This is a genomic window from Wukongibacter baidiensis (genome assembly GCF_050888315.1).
GTDB lineage: Bacteria > Bacillota > Clostridia > Peptostreptococcales > Caminicellaceae > Wukongibacter > Wukongibacter baidiensis.
In genome coordinates this window covers 4,302,500-4,322,694 of record NZ_CP138202.1, presented here as the reverse complement: position 1 = coordinate 4,322,694, position 20,195 = coordinate 4,302,500, and the positions used below count along the sequence as shown (strand labels likewise).

At 29.2% G+C, this 20,195-nt stretch carries 21 protein-coding genes; all 21 read right to left on the bottom strand.

Translation table 11 applies throughout. The features are described from left to right. Positions 1–689: 689 nt before the first annotated feature. The 21 genes from flgN (R9X47_RS19470) to R9X47_RS19370 all read right to left on the bottom strand — a co-directional run bounded on the left by flgN (R9X47_RS19470) (position 690) and on the right by R9X47_RS19370 (position 20,180). Positions 690–1,169 carry a flagellar export chaperone FlgN gene (gene flgN / locus R9X47_RS19470; RefSeq protein ID WP_432662713.1) on the bottom strand — a complete coding sequence of 160 codons (480 nt, stop codon included), beginning with the start codon at positions 1,167–1,169 and terminating at the stop codon, positions 690–692. 70 nt (positions 1,170–1,239) lie between these two features. After that, complete coding sequence (locus R9X47_RS19465; protein WP_432662712.1) at positions 1,240–1,434, bottom strand: putative motility protein; 195 nt, start codon at positions 1,432–1,434, stop codon at positions 1,240–1,242. Positions 1,435–1,457: 23 nt separating this feature from the next. Next, complete coding sequence (gene flgN / locus R9X47_RS19460; protein WP_432662710.1) at positions 1,458–1,931, bottom strand: flagellar export chaperone FlgN; 474 nt, start codon at positions 1,929–1,931, stop codon at positions 1,458–1,460. After that, positions 1,909–2,289, bottom strand: coding sequence for a flagellar export chaperone FliS (fliS, locus tag R9X47_RS19455; protein WP_432662709.1), 381 nt, complete (start codon positions 2,287–2,289; stop codon positions 1,909–1,911). Before fliS ends, flgN (R9X47_RS19460) begins: the two co-directional genes overlap by 23 nt. Before the next feature lie 31 nt (positions 2,290–2,320). Further along, a complete protein-coding gene (gene fliD, locus R9X47_RS19450; RefSeq protein ID WP_432662707.1) occupies positions 2,321–4,699 on the bottom strand; it encodes a flagellar filament capping protein FliD in 2,379 nt (792 codons plus the stop codon). A gap of 16 nt (positions 4,700–4,715) precedes the next feature. Further along, positions 4,716–5,102, bottom strand: coding sequence for a flagellar protein FlaG (locus R9X47_RS19445; RefSeq protein WP_432662705.1), 387 nt, complete (start codon positions 5,100–5,102; stop codon positions 4,716–4,718). A 457-nt stretch (positions 5,103–5,559) separates the two neighbouring features. Next, a complete protein-coding gene (rfbA, locus tag R9X47_RS19440; protein WP_432662704.1) occupies positions 5,560–6,420 on the bottom strand; it encodes a glucose-1-phosphate thymidylyltransferase RfbA in 861 nt (286 codons plus the stop codon). 16 nt (positions 6,421–6,436) lie between these two features. Then, complete coding sequence (gene rfbB, locus R9X47_RS19435; RefSeq protein WP_432662702.1) at positions 6,437–7,498, bottom strand: dTDP-glucose 4,6-dehydratase; 1,062 nt, start codon at positions 7,496–7,498, stop codon at positions 6,437–6,439. A 7-nt stretch (positions 7,499–7,505) separates the two neighbouring features. Further along, entirely contained in the window at positions 7,506–8,654 is a 1,149-nt protein-coding gene (rffA, locus tag R9X47_RS19430) for a dTDP-4-amino-4,6-dideoxygalactose transaminase (protein ID WP_432667668.1), read from the bottom strand. Beyond that, entirely contained in the window at positions 8,632–9,354 is a 723-nt protein-coding gene (locus R9X47_RS19425) for a WbqC family protein (RefSeq protein WP_432662701.1), read from the bottom strand. Before R9X47_RS19425 ends, rffA begins: the two co-directional genes overlap by 23 nt. A 4-nt stretch (positions 9,355–9,358) precedes the next feature. Then, on the bottom strand, positions 9,359–10,291 hold the full coding sequence (locus R9X47_RS19420; protein WP_432662700.1) for a hypothetical protein: 933 nt from the start codon (positions 10,289–10,291) through the stop codon (positions 9,359–9,361). Positions 10,292–10,307: 16 nt separating this feature from the next. Beyond that, a complete protein-coding gene (locus R9X47_RS19415; protein ID WP_432662698.1) occupies positions 10,308–10,964 on the bottom strand; it encodes an acetyltransferase in 657 nt (218 codons plus the stop codon). Positions 10,965–10,983: 19 nt separating this feature from the next. Continuing rightward, a complete protein-coding gene (locus tag R9X47_RS19410; protein ID WP_432662697.1) occupies positions 10,984–11,613 on the bottom strand; it encodes a class I SAM-dependent methyltransferase in 630 nt (209 codons plus the stop codon). Between the two features lie 131 nt (positions 11,614–11,744). Further along, positions 11,745–13,925, bottom strand: a complete 2,181-nt coding sequence (locus R9X47_RS19405; protein ID WP_432662696.1) for a glycosyltransferase — start codon at positions 13,923–13,925, stop codon at positions 11,745–11,747. Positions 13,926–14,004: 79 nt separating this feature from the next. Next, complete coding sequence (locus R9X47_RS19400; protein WP_432662694.1) at positions 14,005–14,703, bottom strand: cytidylyltransferase domain-containing protein; 699 nt, start codon at positions 14,701–14,703, stop codon at positions 14,005–14,007. Positions 14,704–14,723: 20 nt separating this feature from the next. After that, a complete protein-coding gene (locus R9X47_RS19395; protein WP_432662693.1) occupies positions 14,724–15,389 on the bottom strand; it encodes a PIG-L deacetylase family protein in 666 nt (221 codons plus the stop codon). Next, on the bottom strand, positions 15,386–16,270 hold the full coding sequence (locus tag R9X47_RS19390) for a formyltransferase family protein (protein ID WP_432662691.1): 885 nt from the start codon (positions 16,268–16,270) through the stop codon (positions 15,386–15,388). The genes R9X47_RS19395 and R9X47_RS19390 overlap by 4 nt, the downstream gene beginning before the upstream one ends. A 2-nt stretch (positions 16,271–16,272) precedes the next feature. Next, on the bottom strand, positions 16,273–17,445 hold the full coding sequence (neuC, locus tag R9X47_RS19385) for a UDP-N-acetylglucosamine 2-epimerase (protein WP_432662689.1): 1,173 nt from the start codon (positions 17,443–17,445) through the stop codon (positions 16,273–16,275). Continuing rightward, a complete protein-coding gene (gene neuB, locus R9X47_RS19380) occupies positions 17,442–18,437 on the bottom strand; it encodes an N-acetylneuraminate synthase (protein WP_432662688.1) in 996 nt (331 codons plus the stop codon). The genes neuC and neuB overlap by 4 nt, the downstream gene beginning before the upstream one ends. A gap of 15 nt (positions 18,438–18,452) precedes the next feature. Then, positions 18,453–19,124: an acetyltransferase gene (locus R9X47_RS19375; RefSeq protein ID WP_432662686.1), complete on the bottom strand. Its 672-nt coding sequence runs from the start codon at positions 19,122–19,124 to the stop codon at positions 18,453–18,455. Then, positions 19,125–20,180: a nucleotidyltransferase family protein gene (locus tag R9X47_RS19370; RefSeq protein WP_432662684.1), complete on the bottom strand. Its 1,056-nt coding sequence runs from the start codon at positions 20,178–20,180 to the stop codon at positions 19,125–19,127. Between the last annotated feature and the right edge of the window lie 15 nt (positions 20,181–20,195).

Below are 20,195 nucleotides of genomic sequence, written 5' to 3'. Positions count from 1 at the left end.
TTATTATTAGTAGCCTTAATTTAATTAATTGAAGATTGTGCATTAATTCTATTATCTATATCTTATTCAATTGTGTGACTAATTATATCTTATCCAAAGGATTTAAATATAATAATATCAGCTTGTCTATACTATATATTTTACCCATATAAATTTGTCTAAAACACAAATATATTTTTCTTTTTTTGAAATTTTCCACAATTTTTAATAATATTAATTATTTTATCCACATTCTTGTAATCTTTAACTACATTAGAAGTCATTTTTCATGAAAAAACAACTTCTAAAAAGTGCCTCAAATCCTTGAATTTTTATCAGAATTTACAGATTATAATATTTTATTCGTCTGTTTACAATATTTATTACACAAAGCTATTATTCCACACATTTGTGGATATTTTTTTGAATTTCTGTGGATAATGTGGATAATTCTGTTGATAAGTGTATTTTCCCCATCTTTGAATGTTAATAACATGTTAATTTTTTGTGTACAAGCTTTGCCTTAAAAAATTTGTTGAAAAAGACAAAAATTTTGGATAATAATTATGCATAAATTAGCGAAAAATGACTTCGAAAAAAATAGAAAAGTTCGGAATTATGCCTTAAAGAGTAATTATTTTTGTCAAAAATTTAGGCCCTAGATAATATAAAATCTAGGACCTTTAGCATAATCTAGGGCAACGCAAGTTCTATTTTTTCTCATAGGATTTTTGTGGATTTGAAAGTTTTTTATGTGCTTTATATGCATTTGCCGCCTTTTTTCCTTGTTTTATTCCTCTTAGTTCATTCCCCATTTTATCCATGTTACTTTTAAAAATTTTAGAATTTTCACTACTAATAATTTCTATCTCCCCTACTACATTTAAAATTTCACCAATAATTTTCTTCAATTCCTTCATTCTAGGATATTTTGTACCGTCAACCTTCTCAAGACTATCCACACCAAGATTCGTTTTTAACTCATTAAAACAAGTGTAAAATTTCACATCCTGATTGTTAGCCTCGGTAATATACTTATCCTTTATTTCCATCTGCTTAATAACGCTTCGTGGCATAAGTGATTGTAGAGATTGATTTATTTTTTTTTCAATACCTAATAATATCTGCAAAAGTCTATATTTATTTTTACTTATATCAATCAATTCATTTATAATTCTTTCCGTTGACATGATATCATCCATTCCTATGTGTTATAAATATACTTAAAGCAAGTAGATAAAACTCTACTTGCTTTAAGTACTATAGCCTAATATCAATGTTACCGCCCTTATGGGGTGTTACAGATCTTTCTAAAGTCTTAGAAATTTGTTCCATGTCTTCAATCATTGCCGTCATGGATTCTGCACCTTGACCCATGGCCATGTCCATTGCAGCTATGCTTAAAGCACTTTGAACACTTTGTAAGTTTTCCATTTGATAAGAATTGACTTCCATAAGTATCCCTCCTATCAAGAAGTTTATCTTTTATTATCAATAAAGTATCCACCTACTTGGGTAGGTACTTTATAATAATTAGAAGTTACTTTTTTACCCTTCTTAAAATCCACCATTTTACTTCTTACTTTTTCAAACTCTAGGTTAAATTTCTCGCTATTAGACTTATCAACATCGTATATATTCTTTAAAACTTTCTGTATATTTTGCTTTAAATCAACGACTTTTTCAGAGCCTTGTATATCATTTAGATCTTCAGTATTATATGATTCTTTTATTTTTTCTAAACCATCATTATATTTTTCATCTAATTCTTTGATCTTTTTTATTCTAATCTCTTTTCTATCTAGTATTTTGATATAACCATCAATATTTTCATCCTTTAACTTTTGAGCCTGATCACATGTCAAATCATATATTCCCTGTAATAATTCTAATTTAATATTCAAAATTTCTATTAAACTATCAATTCGCTTATTTTCTATTCTTTCTATCAATTTTTATAGCTTCCTCCCAAGTTTCTTTAAGCTCACCAAACATCCCATATACTTCCTCAATCATTTCTTTATCCTTATTAACATTTGCTTCTACTAGTCTTCTATACATATATTCGTATAGATCATATAGATTTTTTCCAACCTCATAATCGGTATCAACCTTAGACATAAATTCTATAACTATATCCTGTGCTCTAACTACAGCTTTATGACATCCTTCCAAATTATTATCCTCTAGATGAATTACGGCCCTTTTTAAAAATTTCATTGCCCCGTTATATAGCATAAGAACTAATTCTTCTGGAGGAGCTGTCATTATAGAAGATTTCATATATTGATTATAAGCATTGTTTACCACGTCTTTACCTCCTAGTAATTATCTAAAGTCACTAACCCATTTGTCCCGATAAAAAGCTTGATTGGGATTGCATTTGCGCAAGAGCACTTTCCATTTTTGCAAACATATTATAGTAATAATTTTCTTTAGCTACTAAATCATCTAACATATCGTCAATCATAGTATCATAGCGTAATATTTGATCACTTATTATGTTACTGCTTACAGTTCTATCACCTACCATACCTGCTTTTTCTAAAAGCAAACCTTTTTGTCCATAGGTGTTAGTTCTAGTAGTAACATTATCTTCTAAAACGTCGTATAGTTTGTTTGCTATTCCCTCATCTGTTTTTGTAAAAAGATTAGCAATCTGATCTGGATCATCTTCTATAGCTTCTCTCAGCTTGCTTTCATCAATTACAAGCTTCCCGCCATCCTTATAATTGGAACTTGTTTCAATACCAATATCATATAAAGCCAGCCCATCTACTGATTCATACATAATTCCTCTCATATTATCCACTAAACCACGCAATAGGCTGTCACTTCTAAGTATACCACTCTTTGCTTTCTCTTCCCATTGTTCTATTTCTTTTTCAGACATTTCGTCTTTTTGCTCTTCTGTAAGAGGATCATAGTCATAATATTTGTCTTCTGTTAACTTCTTATTTATATCCTCAATAATTTTATTATAATCTTCGACAAACGCGCTTATATTATCATATAGCTCGTCAGAATCCCCTTCAACTTTAAATCCTACAGTTCCTGCATAGTCTTCTTTCAAATCATAAGTTATACCATTTATAGTAAACTCATTACTTGGGCGTTCTATTGTCTGAGGGCCAGTACCATCATCTATTGTTATACTAGCATCACTCCCACTTTGAGAAGCTCCATTCAATCCTATAGCCTGCATAAAGTTTCCGTTAACATCTGCTATCTCTACTTTTGAAGTAGCTCCCGTATCTTTGCTTTCAACAATTATCCTATCTGCTAGTTCATCATACATCATTCTTACATCGGCATTTTGATTATTATTAACAGTAGCTATTATACTGTTCATTGATGTACTTGTTGCATCAAATGAAAAACTCTCCCCATTTATAGTAAATTCAATTATATCTCCTGCTCCAGGAGCCAAAGGAGTACTAAAATTATCCTTTATATCAATTAAATTCGCTGTTAAATCAGTTCTATTTGAATTGCTTCCACTATCTAGTTTTAAATCCTGCAATCCATCATTCTTAACCTTATCTGTAGATAGAGATTTACTAGACAGTGCCTCAAATCTTAAGTTTCCAGTTGCATTATCAACTGTAACTAATACTTTGCTACTATCTACTTTTGATTGGATAGCACTAACTAACTCACTTTTAGTGTAATCCTTCTCAGTGAGAGTAATATCATAATCCGTTCCATCCAAGGTTACAGTGAAAGAGGAATTAGATCCATCGACAGTATTTCCACTATCATTAACTACAAAAGTATCCCATCCCTTCCAGTCCGCTGAAGTTGCATTTTTTGAACTATCTACAGCCTTTAATGATAAAGTCCCACTGCTATTTACAACTCTTATGTTCCCAGCTCCAAAGGCTGCATCTATTTGGGTTTGAATTTCGTCCTCTAAATCATATGAAGTTGCATATGTATTAGGTGTTAAAGTTATACTTTTTGTAGTTCCATCTAAGGTTACATCAAACTTATTGTTTTGGTTATCAATAACTTTATTTGAACCAATTGTACTACCAAGTAGCTGATATCCTTCGTTATATGCATAATCTACTTCAACTTTGTCAGTAGTTGAGGCAGTGGAGAAAGTCAGCTTGTCTCCATTTACTCCCACTGTAATCTTTCCATTTCCAAATTCCGCATCAATTTTCGTTTGAAGATTAGTCTTTAGAGCATTTATATCTGCCATTCCATCATCTATAGTTATCTCTTTACTAGCTCCATTTAACGAAACAGTTATTTCGTTGTTATCATTTGCACTACTTATTGTCGGAAAAGGTGTAAGCGAGCCACTCTCTATGTTTCCTGTTGAAATAGTACTTCCTTCTGCTCTAGCAGTTTTAGCTAAAGAAATGTTACTAATATTGTAATTTCCAGTTAACGATCCTGCTCCACCTGTTATTTCAATATATCTACTATCATCTTCATTACTCAAACTTGCTTTATATCCATTGAATGTGCTACTTGATCTAAGATTTGTACTTGGATTACTATAACTAAAATACTTATTTTCAAAATCTCTTAATGACGTTATTATTTCTCTATATGCTTCTTGCTGCCATTCTAAATATTGAGTTTTTTGTTTATACTTATCGACTCTTTGAGTCTCTACTTTCATAAGATCACTAACAAGTTGATCAGTATCAAACCCTGAATACATACCTGTTATCCTTGTCATACTATTACCTACATTATAACTCATATAGTTCCCCCCTTAATTATCTTTTTTCATCAATAAACAAACCTGCAAGTTCCATCATTTTGGCCACCATGTCCAATATCTTTTCCGACGGTATTTCTCTAATTACTTCATCAGTCTCTTTATTTATGACTTTTACAATAATGTCCTCAGTTTCTTCATTTATACTAAATTCAAATTTTCTATCGGTAGCTACAAGTTTCTTATTGGTATTATCAATTACCTCTTTTATTGTTTTTTCACTTAGTTTCTCATTGTTTAATGCACTTGCTTTCTGATTACTCCCTGATTCACTTTGTTGATTTACCTGTGATACATTAGTAGCATCACTAAAATCTCTTATAGAATCTTCAAGGAGATTTGCATTTCTTATTGTAGAAACACTATTAATATTATCTGACACCATTTTTTAGCCCTCCCGATATATTATTCTAATTAATATATCGGTATATTTTAGATAACTCTTAATAAATTCTCAAAAGATTATTTAAATCTTTTACAAGCTATTTCATAATCTCTTATACTGTCTATTTCTTCCCGGCCACCATCTGTAGGTACAGCATAGATATTATTCTCATATAAATCCTATGTATTGCCTTTGTATATTTTCATATTTATAATAAAACTTCATCATAAACTAGGCTCTCAACATCTAAATAAGTTTCCTTTAATCCTTCTCTATAGTATTCTTTTCAAACTTCCAATTTTTCTTAATATTTAACATTTGAAAAAAAGTAATCCAATTCTTATATTCTATAAAATAATTGTGCAAGAAAATTGATAATTGCATTTTTGATTCTCTAATACAATACCCTAATAGAATTAACCTATATACTATTTAATTACGATATATAATGTTTTACTTAAATAATGCTTAATAAATAATTACTATACTCTGTTTGCTTGTACTGCTCTGCTAACTCTATTAGTTGAGTACTACTTAAATAATTCTTTCTATAAGCTATTTCTTCAATACACGAAATATATAGTCCCTGTCTTTTTTGGATAACTTCTATAAAATTACTTGCTTCTAATAATCCCTCATGTGTTCCAGCATCTAACCATGTCATACCTCTACCTAGCAACTCTAATTTTAATAAATTTCTTTTAAAGTATTCCCTATTTACATCTGTAATTTCTAGTTCTCCCCTAGCTGAAGGAGTCAAATTTTTAGCAATATCTATTACGCTATTATCATAAAAATATAACCCAGGGACAGCATAGTTTGATTTTGGATTAACTGGCTTTTCTTCTATACATAATATATTGAGATCTTTATCAAATTCAACAACTCCATATTGTTGCGGATTTTTCACGAAATAACCGAATATAGTTGCTCCTTTTTCTCTTACCTTAGCTCTTTTCAGTATATTTACAAAGTTTTGACCATAAAAGATATTATCACCTAATATAAGTGCAACTCTGTCATTACCAATAAACTTTTCTCCTAATAAAAAAGCATCTGCCAATCCTTTTGGTTCATCTTGAATAGCATAACTAATATTTAGTCCTAAATGACTTCCGTCATTAAAGAGATCTTTATATAAACTTATATCCCTAGGTGTAGATATAATAAGTATTTCTCTAATATCCGACAACATTAAAACGGATAATGGATAATAAATCATTGGTTTATCATATACCGGTAAAATATGTTTAGATATAACTTTTGTTGTTGGGTATAATCTCGTTCCATAACCTCCCGCCAATATTATTCCTTTCATTATGTAGCCACCCTTTTTATATTTTTTTATTTACACTTTTGTATTCTCCTGATATTATACTCTCGAGCCATTCAATGTTATCTAGATACCATTTAATAGTTTGCCTTATACCTTCTTCAAACTTAATTTCCGATTTCCAGCCAATCTCTTTTTCTATTTTATGTGTATCTATTGCATATCGCCTATCATGTCCTTTTCTATCTTCTACAAACTCAATTAATTTTTCAGATATATGCTTACTTCTTTCATCACTATCACTCAGTAAGTTTTTTACTTCTCTAATTATAGTTTTCACTACATCAACATTTCTCTTTTCATTATGCCCACCTATATTATATACTTGTCCAATTTTACCTGCCTCAATTATCATATCTATAGCTTTACAATGCTCTTTTACATAAAGCCAGTCTCTTATATTTTTTCCATCTCCATATATAGGCAAATTTCTACCTTGTAGTGTATTATTAACCATTAAAGGTATTAATTTTTCTGGAAACTGATATGGTCCATAATTATTACTACACCTCGTAATTATTACAGGCATCTTATAGGTATGATAATAAGATCTTACAAGCATATCGCCACTTGCTTTGCTAGCAGAATAAGGATTACGAGGATTTAGCGGAGTATTTTCAGTAAAATAACCATGGCTTTCTAATGAACCATATACTTCATCAGTCGATATTTGTATGAATTTTTTTCCTTTAATAAAACTATTCTCTTTTCCCCAATGTTTCTTAGCAATATCCAGTAAAGTTTGTGTCCCTAGAACATTGGTCTTAATAAACACATCTGAATTTTCTATACTTCTATCAACATGGCTCTCAGCAGCGAAGTTTATCAAGTAGTCAATATCATATTCCTTAAAAATATTCTCTAATAAATCGCTATCACAGATGTCACCTTTTACAAACATATAATTGCTGATATCATGAATATCATCTAAATTTTCTAAATTACCAGCATAGGTTAGTTTATCTACATTAATAATCTGTACATCTAAGTATTTATCAAACAAGTATCTTATAAAGTTTGATCCAATGAAACCATAACCCCCTGTTATTAAATAGGTCTTCATAACTTTACTATCTCCTTTGAGTTAATATACAATAGATAGAATCTATAATTCTCTCTATATCCTTTTGTGAAATATATAAGTGTAATGGTAACCTTAATAATCTTGTACTCAAATCTTCAGTAGCTTTTAAATCACCTTCTCTATAACCTAACTTTTTCCCCATAGGCGAAGAATGGAGTGGGATATAATGAAATACAGCTTGTATACCTCTCTCTTTCAATTCAAGTATTAATTTATTTCTTTCTTCACCACTATTAAGAACAATATAAAACATATGATAATTAGGTTTAGAATACGCTGGAATTATTGGAAGTCTTAATTTTTCTTTTGCCTCTAAATCTCTAAGCCCTTCATAATAAGAATTATATATTTTTTTTCTTTTTTCATTTATAAAATTCATCTCTTCAAATTGAGATAATAACATAGCCATTAATATTTCAGATGGTAAATAACTAGAACCCTTGTCTACCCAAGTATACTTATCAACTTCACCTTTGAAAAACTGCTTTCTATTTGTACCTTTTTCCCTTACAATCTCTGCTCTTTCTATTAATTCATTATCCTTATTTAATAAGAGACATCCACCTTCACCACAGGAGTAATTCTTAGTCTCGTGAAAACTATAACATCCTAGATCACCTATAGTTCCTAAATATTTGTCCTTATATTTTGCATTTACCCCTTGTGCAGCATCTTCTACAACCTTAAGATTGTATCTCTTCGCAATATTTAAAAGCTTGTCCATATCACAAGATACACCTGCATAGTGCACAGGATATATTGCTTTTGTGTTTTTAGTAATTTTTTCTTCTAGTTTGTTAACATCAACATTTAATGTATCGCTATCTATATCTATAAAAATAGGTCTAGCACCTCTAAGTACAACTGAATTTGCTGTAGAAACAAAGGTATAAGAAGGCATTATAATCTCATCACCTTCTTTTAAATCCAAAAGTATTGATGCCATATCCAAAGCACTACTACAAGATGTTGTCATTAAGGCTTCTTTAGTATTAAATTTATTTTCAATAAAATTACTTACTTTTTTAGTGTAGTATCCGTCACCACAAGTTTTTTTTCTACCTAAAACGTCTAGTATATATTCTTCTTCATTTTTACTTTTATAAGTAGTATTAAAGTGTATCAACAGACTCACCTCTATGATTTTCTCGCCAACCCCAAATGTAGTATGATGCATCTGATCCACAGTTAAATAGCAAATCTAAAATAGTAACCCCATGTTCAAATGGATAATGTAGTTGATTATATCTAGGATACTTATATTCCATATATTCTAATTTAATATTATTATTTTCAAACTTTTCAGGAACAATATAAGATTTTGCTGCAGGTCCTGATAGATAATGTGTAGCATTTAACTTTTTACATATATCTATTAACCTATCATCTTTTGTTCCTTTTACTTGTAATTCATATGAATTAATAAATTCAGTTTCTATTCCCAACTCTTTTGCTATTAACCTTGTTGTATAAATATTGAATTCACTTAATGATTTCCACCTATTATTTAAATATATTTCTTCAACTAACCATGTATATTCATCAAAACACAAAGCTTTACTATAATTTCTAACAATTGTACCATAATGTTTATTTGTCCAATTAGTACTATTATCTATTAAACTATCTTTTATAAGGGTATTTCTATTAGTTTTCTTAACCGGTACCGTAATCCATTTTAAGCCATCTTTTGTATAAACTCTATTTCTATTTCTCCAATCTCTCGATGTATATTGAACATCTTCTAAAAAAACAAAAGCATCTACTCTATTTATTATGTCAAATACACCTTTCCAAGGAAGATAATTTGATTGTAGAATAGCTATTTTCTTCATTATCTTACTCCTCTACTAATATGGCAGCTCCTAAACCTGATTTCCCATATTGGTTTCCATTATATAACATATATCTTGTTCCAGTTTCTATTTCATCAAATATAAAGGGGTAGGAAATTGACTCATTATCCCAACCAATTTGTGAGATATCAATACCAACCTCTCTATCTTTTCTTAACCACTTTATCCCATCTTGAGATTCTGCATAACCAATTCTATATATAATTTTTCCATTGTAAAATTCTTTAGTTGCATATGAATACCACATTCGATATAGTCCTTCATCTTTTATAACAAACGGTCTTGAAACTGCAATTTCATTATCATATAGATTAATGCATTTTATATCACGAATATCCCAATTAGCACCATCTTTAGATTCTGCGTATTTTATGCAGTGCTTCATATTTTTTGCGTCCCCATCTCCCCAAGTTAAGTGAGATCCATACCACATTCTTAGCTTATTATCCTCTTTAATAATGAATGGATACGAAACTGAAAAAGGGTCAGCTTTGCTTCTTTGAATTATAGGTGCATTATCACATCTTTTGAATTTTTGGATTGCCTCATCGTATACTGCTAAGCCTATACTATTCATAAAAGGAGCAGTTTTTAGAAGGTTCCATCCCACATAATATAAATATTTTTTTCTTTTAAAATTTACAATACATCCAATGGAAACTCCTCTATCATCAAATGTACCTAATTCTCCTTGCTCTAAAACTGCTTCATTTGAAATATTTATAACTTTAAAATTTTCTCTTGGTATTACATCAATATATCCTACTCTGGAAATATTATTTATATCTCTTGTACTGAAATAAATTCTATATGTACCTTTTGAAATTCTCTCAACCACTGGATTTGATACATGGGAAATCATCCAATCATAATTGTTATTAACTTCAAAAATTTTGCCTAGTTTTTTCCATTTCATAGATGTGTTCTCCTTATTAAAGCAAGATATCTGTACTTTTTTTGTTAATGCTTTTAGTGCTTTTGTGTACATATACTCCATAATCTTGAGTATCACTTGAGATCCATGCCCCTGCACCTATCAGTGTCTTATATTTAACTGTAATATTGTTTCTTATTGTTGCATTTACTCCTAAAAAGCAGTTGTCTTCTATTTTTACTCTTCCAGAAATTGTAACTTGTGATGTTATAAAGCAATTGTTTCCTATCTCTGAATGATGTCCTATATGATTTCCACTCCATATGATATTGTTATCACCAATTTTTACAAATGGTTGGATTGTATTGTCTTCTAAAATGAAATTATTTTCACCTATACTTTCCGTTAAAATAGTAGCTTTAGAACTAATATAATTAGTAAATTTATATCCTTTTTTCTTTCCATCAAAATATTTCTTTTCCCTAATTTCGTTCATATCTCTATAAGAAACTGCTATGAATAGATAATGATCATCTGGTGGATAATGTTTTTCAACATCTTCAAAGCCAACTACTGGTAATTCACAAAATGTCGTTTCTTTAATATATTCTTTATCAACAGTAAACGCAACTACTTGACCATCCGTATCATTTTCAAAGTAAAATTTAGCTAATTCAGCTATGTCTCCAGCTCCAAAAATAACAATCTTTTTCAAAGATATCATCTCCTATTTTTTATTTATATAAATACATTGTATACTCATATAATAAATATGAATGGTCAATTTTTATCTTATTAGTAAATTCATTTAAGCAGTATGCAAATAATTCTACAGGATTTCTATAGTATGAATGAGATACCATATAATGAACTTTAGTTGTCAAAAGATTAAATGCTATTCCTATATTACATAATTCATACATTTTTTTTATTAGACTATGTGCATAAGTATCCATCTCAATAATACTGGCAGAAAGTTTTTGAGTTAAGATTCCATTGCATACGATATAATCAAATTTTTTGTCTGTATCAAAATCAAAAATATCTTTACAAATAAAAGTAATATCTTCAGTATCTTTATATTTATCTTGAGCATATTGTATCATTGGCAATGATACATCTATCCCTGTATATTTCAGGGTTATTCCTTTTTCTTTTGCATATTCATATAACCCACCATATCCACAGCCTACATCAAGTAACGTTATAGGTTCATTATATGAGTCTTTTACAGACAACATCTTACTATAACGTAATAAAACGGTTTCTTCATTATCACCCCAATCAACACCCTTAGGTGTTGGCCCATGATGTTGAAATTTATTAGTAAAATGTTCCATAAATTCTTTTGTAATTTTATTCAATATTTTCACTCCATTATTATTTCTACCCTAGTCTTGTATCTCAAATTTATATTAATGTAATGGATTATAACGAATATAGATGTTTCCATATAGTATCATAATCCTATATATCTTTAGATTCTTATTATCTTCTATTTTCTTCTAGAGTTATATTTTTGCGTTGCAGCAGTGAATAGTTCATTAATTCTTTTTACTTGCTCCTCAAGCTTACATTCTAATATCTGCATCTTCATTAATTGTGCTCTTATTTTTCTATATTTGTTATCATAATACAATCGCCTTATTTCTTCTATATATTCACGATCTGAAGTCCCACAGCAATTTTTTTGTCCAACCCATGACATTCCTGCTGAAAATTTCGTGTAATTTACAATAGGTAGCCCTTCATCCATAGCCATAGCTATACTTATTCCTCCACCCAGCCTATCTGGATTTATATATATATCACATACTGAATAGAAATCTTGTAATTTGCTCTCATATTTTATATTAACTATCTGCTTAGTAACTTCATTATCTAACTTAAATTTTTCAAATCTATCCCTTAAATTAAAACCTCCAATTATAATCCATTTAGCTTTTTCATGTTTTTTTAGAAAATTAGATATCAATAGAAAATATTCATCAGAAATTTCGCCTTCTAATCTATTACCAACTGTAACCATAATAAAATCTTCATCCTTAAATCCTCTACTCTCTCTTGATATATTATCGGTTTTACTATACGACTTAAAAGCTGGTTTCAAAAAGCAAGTAATATCTTTGTTATAAAATCCAAAATCTCTCATTTTTTCATAAGCAACGAAAACATCACATTTAGCAATTTGATAAATTGAACCCATAGTGTAATATACAGTTGGATAATAATCATATAAAATTCTACTTGTTATCGAGATATTGCTGTATGATAGTATTATCTTAGGATTAATATCTATTATTTTATAAACAAATTCCCTCGTTCTTTGAAACTTATAATTACTACAATTTGAATAAATGATTCTCACATTGTTATGACCCTTTAGATATTCTCTGTGAGTCTCTTGACTATATATTGATTCAGCTGACATGAAAACAGTCAATAAGCTAATCTCATCTTGCCTAATTTTAAGACTATCCTCAACAAATAAATAAATTGTCTTATCAGGATATAATTTGCTAAATTCTTTACAAAAATCTAAAACTAATTTGCTAGGTGAATGTCCTAAATTAAGTAATTGATCAGTTATGATAACTATATCTCCATCCTCATTATATTCTTTTTTATATTCCAAGCTCATATGATTAAGATAATAAGTCATTATTTTATCTAGCTCAATCGACATATCTTCCAAATAATTTGCATTATACTCAAATAAGTTATTAGTAATATAGCATAATATATTATACAGCATACCATAGTGCAAATTTATATGTTCATAATCCTCCTTCAACATTTCAAATACCAAACCTAGTGAATCTTTTGATTTGATAGATGCTAGTAGGCTTGCTATTCCTAATCTGTCTGGAAAATTATTGTTTTTGTCAATAATATATTCTTTCAGTTTCTTCTCAAAATATAATTTTTGCTCACTATTTAGTATCTTATTTACTGTCTTTATAAGAACCTTTACTTTAGAAAAATCTCTTTCTTCTAAATTGAAAATTGATAATATAAATATATAATAAGGAGATTTTGCAATGCTGCTAATTTTTTCATTCTCTAATGTAACCCTTTTGTCAATTCTAATTTCATGCTTTGATTGTATATCCCATACTGGAAAACAATATTGATAATTATCAAGTATATATGATTTATAAAATTCAAATGATACTGGTTGAATATCATCATAATCTATGTTGATTAAGTCATCAAAATATTTATAATTTGAATTCCTTGATAAAAAACTAATAATTTTTTTATAATTTGAACCCTTTATATTTAAATAAATTCTTCTAGATGTATCGTGAAATTCATTTTCAATACTATTAAATAATGCTAAATTCTTAAACAAGCCTTCTGATTCAGTATTACTGAATGTTAACTCAATATCATCAATTAAACATATGAATTTATCAACTAACTGATTGTACACTCTATACCATATAGTTATGACTTCTCTAATATTAGATATAACAGAAAAGCTTATTTCATCCTCATATTGATCTTTGAGTTCTTTAATTATGTCAGGTAATCTGTCTATGGGAAAATTATTTAATTCTATCCCATTAAAACAGTGAATATCATAATTTCTATTACTAAAATTAGATACTATGTCTTCATATTCTATATCGTCACTATAATTGTATATAAATGTTAACAGTATTTTTTTCATTCTATCCCCCCCATGATTAAAGCTATTTTAAGAATAACCTTGAAAAAAGCTAAAGCACTATTGGATATTTACACTGAATCTATATTTCAATTCTTTTCTCTATGATAAAATCTGCATACATAAAATCTTCCACTGTATCAATATCAACCGAACTTAATTTGCTCATGATATATGCATAGTTATTTTTGCCAAAAAAGCTTCTTTCTTCAGTTAGTCTATTAACTTTAGCTATATATATAGCACCATTCAATCTATAATACTTAGATAAATCCTGTCTTCTTACGTTTTTTACTTCATCTCTAATAAAGTGATCCATTTTTAAATCCTTATCAATTGTATTAGTCCAAAGTGGCGAATGATCACACTCACATACACTTACAGTAAAATCTGCCTGTTTTTCATTAAAAAGCTTATACGCTTCCCTTATATGATGAAATTTTCTAAGTGGTGACGTGGGTTGAAGTAGCATTATAGCATCATATTTTTTCCCCTTGCCTTTTAAATAATCCAGGCAATGAAAAATAGCATCTATAGTAGGAGATTCGTCTGTAGCAAGTTCTTTAGGTCTTAAAAAGGGTATACTTGCACCATGATTCCTAGCTATATCTGCTATTTCTTGCGAATCGGTAGACAGAATAATATCTTCGAATATCTTACTCTCTATAGCTTCTTCAATTGCATAAGCTATAAGAGGTTTTCCTGCCAATTCTCTGATATTTTTGTCTTTTACTCCCTTAGAACCTGACCTTGCGGGTATAAAAGCTAAGATTTTACTCATGATATTATTTCACCTCAAAATTATTCTATATATTTTATTAACCTGAAGCCCTCTGCGTATTCTACACCTGCTTGAACTCCTCTCAATGTTGCTAATGCATTTATACTGTCTTCACTTCTTGGAAATGGATGTCTACCTAATTCGCTTTCATATATTTTCATAATTTCTAACTTTTTTTCTAAGTAATTAGTTACATCAACAAAGTAATTAGGTAAAAATCCTTTATCGCCTAAAGCAAAATCTGTTTCTGAAATAATTTCCATAGCTAAAATCTTTTTTATTGAAGGATGTCTAAAAATTTTGCTACAAGAATATATACAATCAAATGTCACTTTATGATCTGAATGTATGTCGTTTTCATATGGTAGAATTACTATATTAGGTTCTAATTCACTAATTATTTCAGATATTCTCATTATTATTTCTGATTTAGGATATGTATCTAGGTAGGCTGGTCTTAATTCTAAATTATAAAAACCATCAAACTCGTACATTTTACATACTTTGTCAATTTCTTCACTTCTTTTTTCTACTCTTCTTTCATCATATCCATATTCTATCTTCATATCTGTCATATTAATCCAATAAATTTTATATCCTAATTCTTTATATCTTAAAATGGTTCCACCACATCCTAAGGTTTCATCATCAGGGTGAGGTGATATAACCACAACTTTTTTCATCATAAATAATCTCCTTCTTTTATTGAAGCATCATCGTAATCTATCACTTTTATTAGATTTTCTCCCGTTTTCACTACAAATCCCCTAGGTAACAATACCTTTACTATTTTTCCAGGTTCTATATTTATATAACAGTCATCTATCATTTCTTGTACTTTCCAAACTTTTATTTCCTTACCTTCATAAATGAAGTGTGCACCAACATATGGTTTTGCTAAAGACCTTACCAGATTGTATATACTTCTTGAAGACATTCTCCAGTCTATTTTACCATCATCTTTTCCTCTTTTTCTCCAAGAATTACTTAAGCAATTATCTTGCTTAATTCTTTTATAAATTCCTTCTTTCAATTGTTGATTAAACTCTTCTAATTGTAGTATTGCTTTATCTAGTATTTTATTATAAAGACTATTAGCATCATCCTGATAATCTATATTAATAATTTCTTGAGAAATTATATCTCCTGTATCTGCCCCCTGATCTATGAAAAAGAAGGTTGAAGCTGTCTCTTCTAAACCTAAAGCTAATGCCCATATGATTGGATGTCGACCTCTATTTTTAGGTAAATTTGATGGATGAAATCCTAAAACTCCAATTTCAGGCATTGATAAAATCTCTTTACCTATTATTTGAGACCATCCAAAGCAGTATATTACATCAGGATTCTTTCTTTTTATAAAATCTATACTATCTTTATCATTGATATTTTTTACATATTTGTATTCTATAAGATTTTCATCACATAGAATTGATAAGTCACAAAAATCCGAATTGAAATTTGATTTCTGTTTAGTTACTACTCCTACAATATTTTCATTCATTGATATTAGCTTTTGCAAAAAAAATTTCGATGATTTAACACATCCAACAAAAAGTATTTTCAAATTTAATCCATCCTTATATCATAAAATTCTTTTTTTATATCAATTAAATCATTTAATAAAAATTTCTTTATTTCTTCTACTATTTGCTGTGATACATTTCCATCTCCATAAGGATTTACTATATCATTTATTGTATTTTTAAAGTCATCTGAAAGAGCTTTGGTTATTGCTTTTTTAATTTCATCTTTAGTTGGTTTACAATCTATTATGGATTTGCATCTTATCCTTCCTCTTTGTCTATCCCCAATATTTACGGTAGGGGTCTTAAATGCCGGAACCTCTATTATACCACTTGATGAATTTCCTATAACAGCATCAACATATTTTATGGCACTAAGATATCTTAGCTGTCCTAGAGAAGTAAATACTATAGATTTATTACTATTTTTCTTAACATAATCATCAATCATTTTATTTATTACTCTTCCATGAGTATCTGCATTGGCCTTAGTAAATATTATTTTTGTATTTATAAATTCATCAAGACAACTTAAGAGATTTTCAAACTGTACCTCTGAAGAATCTTCTTCAAGAGTTGCAGGATGAAAGGTTACTAATACCGTAGGGTTTTTCATTTCAAATCTAATACTTTTTTCAAGCTCTTTTTTTGATAAAAGCTTCATATTTTTTATATTTTCAAGTCCAATAGCTCCTACATTAAAAACTCTATTGGGAGTTTCTCCCAATTGTATAACTCTTTTTTTATATTCCTCAGTAGAAGTAAAATGAAGATAACTCATTTTAGTTATACTATGCCTTATAGATTCATCAATTAATCCATAAGTAGCTTCTCCTCCATGTAAATGCGCTACTGGTATCTTTGATATCATTGCACTAGTAACAGCAGAAAAAATTTCGTACCTATCCCCTAAAATTACTATAATATCTGGTTGCAACCTATTATAAGCTTCTGCAAAGCTTATTACGCCTAGTCCCATAGATTTAGATACTCCTATTGTAGTATCCGAACTGAGTAATGTTTCTATTTTCTCATCTATCTTAACATTATCTTTTTCAATCTCTTCATAAGTCAATCCAAATTCTGGTGATAGATGCATACCCGTAGCTATGACTTGAAGTTGTAAATCATTATCATTTTCTATTCTATCAATAAGTGGCTTTAGCAACCCATAATCTGCCCTTGTTCCTGTTATCACACAAACTTTCTTTCTCATATCTTTATCAACTCATCTTCTAAGTAATCCTTATTCGCTTCTCTACCTATTACTTCATACCATCTCATAGGGCTTATACCTAATCCTGGTCTCTTTACAGTAATATTCTCTTTCGTAAATTTTTCACCTTTTTTAATATCTCTTCTAGCTACAATACTTTTTCTTACAATATTTTTGTTCTTCATCTCCGATTCTGATGGTCTCTTTATTCCATCACCTAAAGCTTTTTCAATATTTCTTATTTGCTTTACCATTGCTTTCAATTCATCAGGTTCAAGACTCGCTCTATGATCTGGCCCTTCCATGTTTTTATCAAGTGTAAAATGCTTTTCAATAACTTGCGCTCCCATAGCCACCGCTGCAACTGGTACTTCTATACCTACTGTATGATCTGAGTATCCAACTTCTACTTTAAAGGCTTCCTTAATAGTATTCATCGCTTTTAAGTTTACATCTTCCATTGGAGTAGGATATTCTGTATTACAATGAAGAACAGTTATATCTACAGTTCCAGCTTCTTTTAATATCTCTAGAGCATCTTCAATTTCTCCTAAAGTTGCCATCCCTGAAGATATTATTATTTTCTTTTTTAACTTTCCAATCTCTTTTAAATAGGGAAGATTTGTTATCTCTCCCGATGCAATTTTAAAAATATCAAGTCCAATTTCATCTAAAAATTTTATGCTCTCTATATCAAATGGTGTTGACATAAAAAGTATCTCTTTCTCATCACAATAGCTTTTTAAAATTTCAAAATCTTTAAAACTCATTTCTAAGTTTTGTATCATATTAAACTGAGATTCTTTGTTATCTGTAGTTTCTTTTTGATAATTGGCTTTTTCTGCATACTTTGAAACAATATTTTTCGCTTTAAAGGTTTGAAATTTTACTGAGTCTGCTCCAGCATCCTTTGCTGCATCAATAAGTTTTTTAGCTAAATTTATATCGCCATTATGATTTACTCCTATTTCAGCTATAATGAAAGTTCTCATGACCTCACCTTTTCATTATTTTATTTTTCTTGCTGGAACTCCCACTACTGTAGTGCCAGCTTTTACGTCCTTTGTAACCACTGCCCCAGCTCCTATTATAGATTCTGCCTCTATATTTATTCCTTGTAAAATTTTTGCACCTGTCCCAATCAAGGTATTTTTTTCTATACACACATTACCTGATATTGAAGTAAGAGGGTTTATAATATTAAATTTTCCTAATTTTACATCATGTCCTATCGTAGAATTTCTATTTATAAAGTTAAAATCTCCTATTTCTATATCTAAAGTAATCGTAACACCAGAAGTAATAATATTACCCTTACCAATCTTATTTCTTTTTTTGTCAAATATTACATTAGGATGTATTAGATTTGGATAAACGATATTAGGAATACATCTAATTTTATTATATATTAATTCATTAATCGTTGATGACCCCATAGGAATTACTACTCCTAATATCTTGAAGTTTTTTGCAAATTCCTCAAAATTATTATCTGCACAAACAATTTTATACCCATCCACTTTTCTACCTACACAATTACTGTTTTTTTCAACAAATCCAACTAATTCTATAACCGGTGTATTCGAGCTATTATTTATTTCTTCTATAAGGTGCATAGTTTCTCTCGAATTTGCTCCACTACCAAATATGACTGAAGGCAGCCCTTCCCAGGTATTCATTTATTCTCTCTCCAATGTGTTAATCATTCTTTTCATCTCTTCAACCTGTCCCATATCTAACCAAGATTTTTCACTCACTGGATAAGTTCCCACCTTTTCGCCTTTTTCTAAATACTCATTCACTAGATGAGTAATATGATAAAAGGTGTTTTCTGGTATATCATTTATTACTTCAGGCTCTAGTATATAAACCCCTGTATTTACTAAATAATCAATTTGAGGTTTTTCTGTGATATCTTCTACATATCCAGTTTGATCTATATTTATAACTCCATAGGGTATAGTATAATGTTTTAAAGAAGTTATCATAGTTATTTTATTTTTTTGTTTCTTATGAAAAGCAAGTATATCAGAATAATCAGCATTAACTAATATATCTGAATTACTAAGGAAAAAAGTATCTTTTATTTTTTCTTTAAGCATATAAAGACTCCCTGCTGTTCCTAATGGCTTTTCTTCATCAATAAAGTGAATATTATAATCTGTTTCTAAATCATTAAAATACGCTTTGATTATATTTTTTTTATAATTCACAGACATATAAAAGTCTTTACATCCATAGTCATTAAATCTATTTATTATTCTTTCAACTATAGGTATGTCTCCTATAGGAATAAGCGGTTTCGGTATAATATTAGTATAAGGTTTTAGTCTAGTTCCTTTCCCTCCTGCCATAACGACAACTGGTGTCTTTATTATACGGTTCACCTTAAAAGTATTATCAAAAACATCCTTCCAAAATATTACTGATACCAATTCCCTTTCATTGTCTATAACAGGAATGGCTTGAATATTTTTCTTCTTCATTATTTTCCTTGCCTTTGTTTTATCTCTTTCATTAAGTGTATAGGGTTTAGTGTTCATAATTTTATCGACAGTCTCGTTTAAGGAACCATTTTTCAATATCCACCGTCTTATATCTCCATCTGTAATCGTTCCAAGTAATTTTTTATCTTTATTTATTACAAATAGGATTTTCATAGCATTTTCATCTAAGCACTGTAGGGCTTGCTTTATAGTCTGGTCTTTGATTATACACAGTTTCGCAATATCCATATAATCACATCCAAT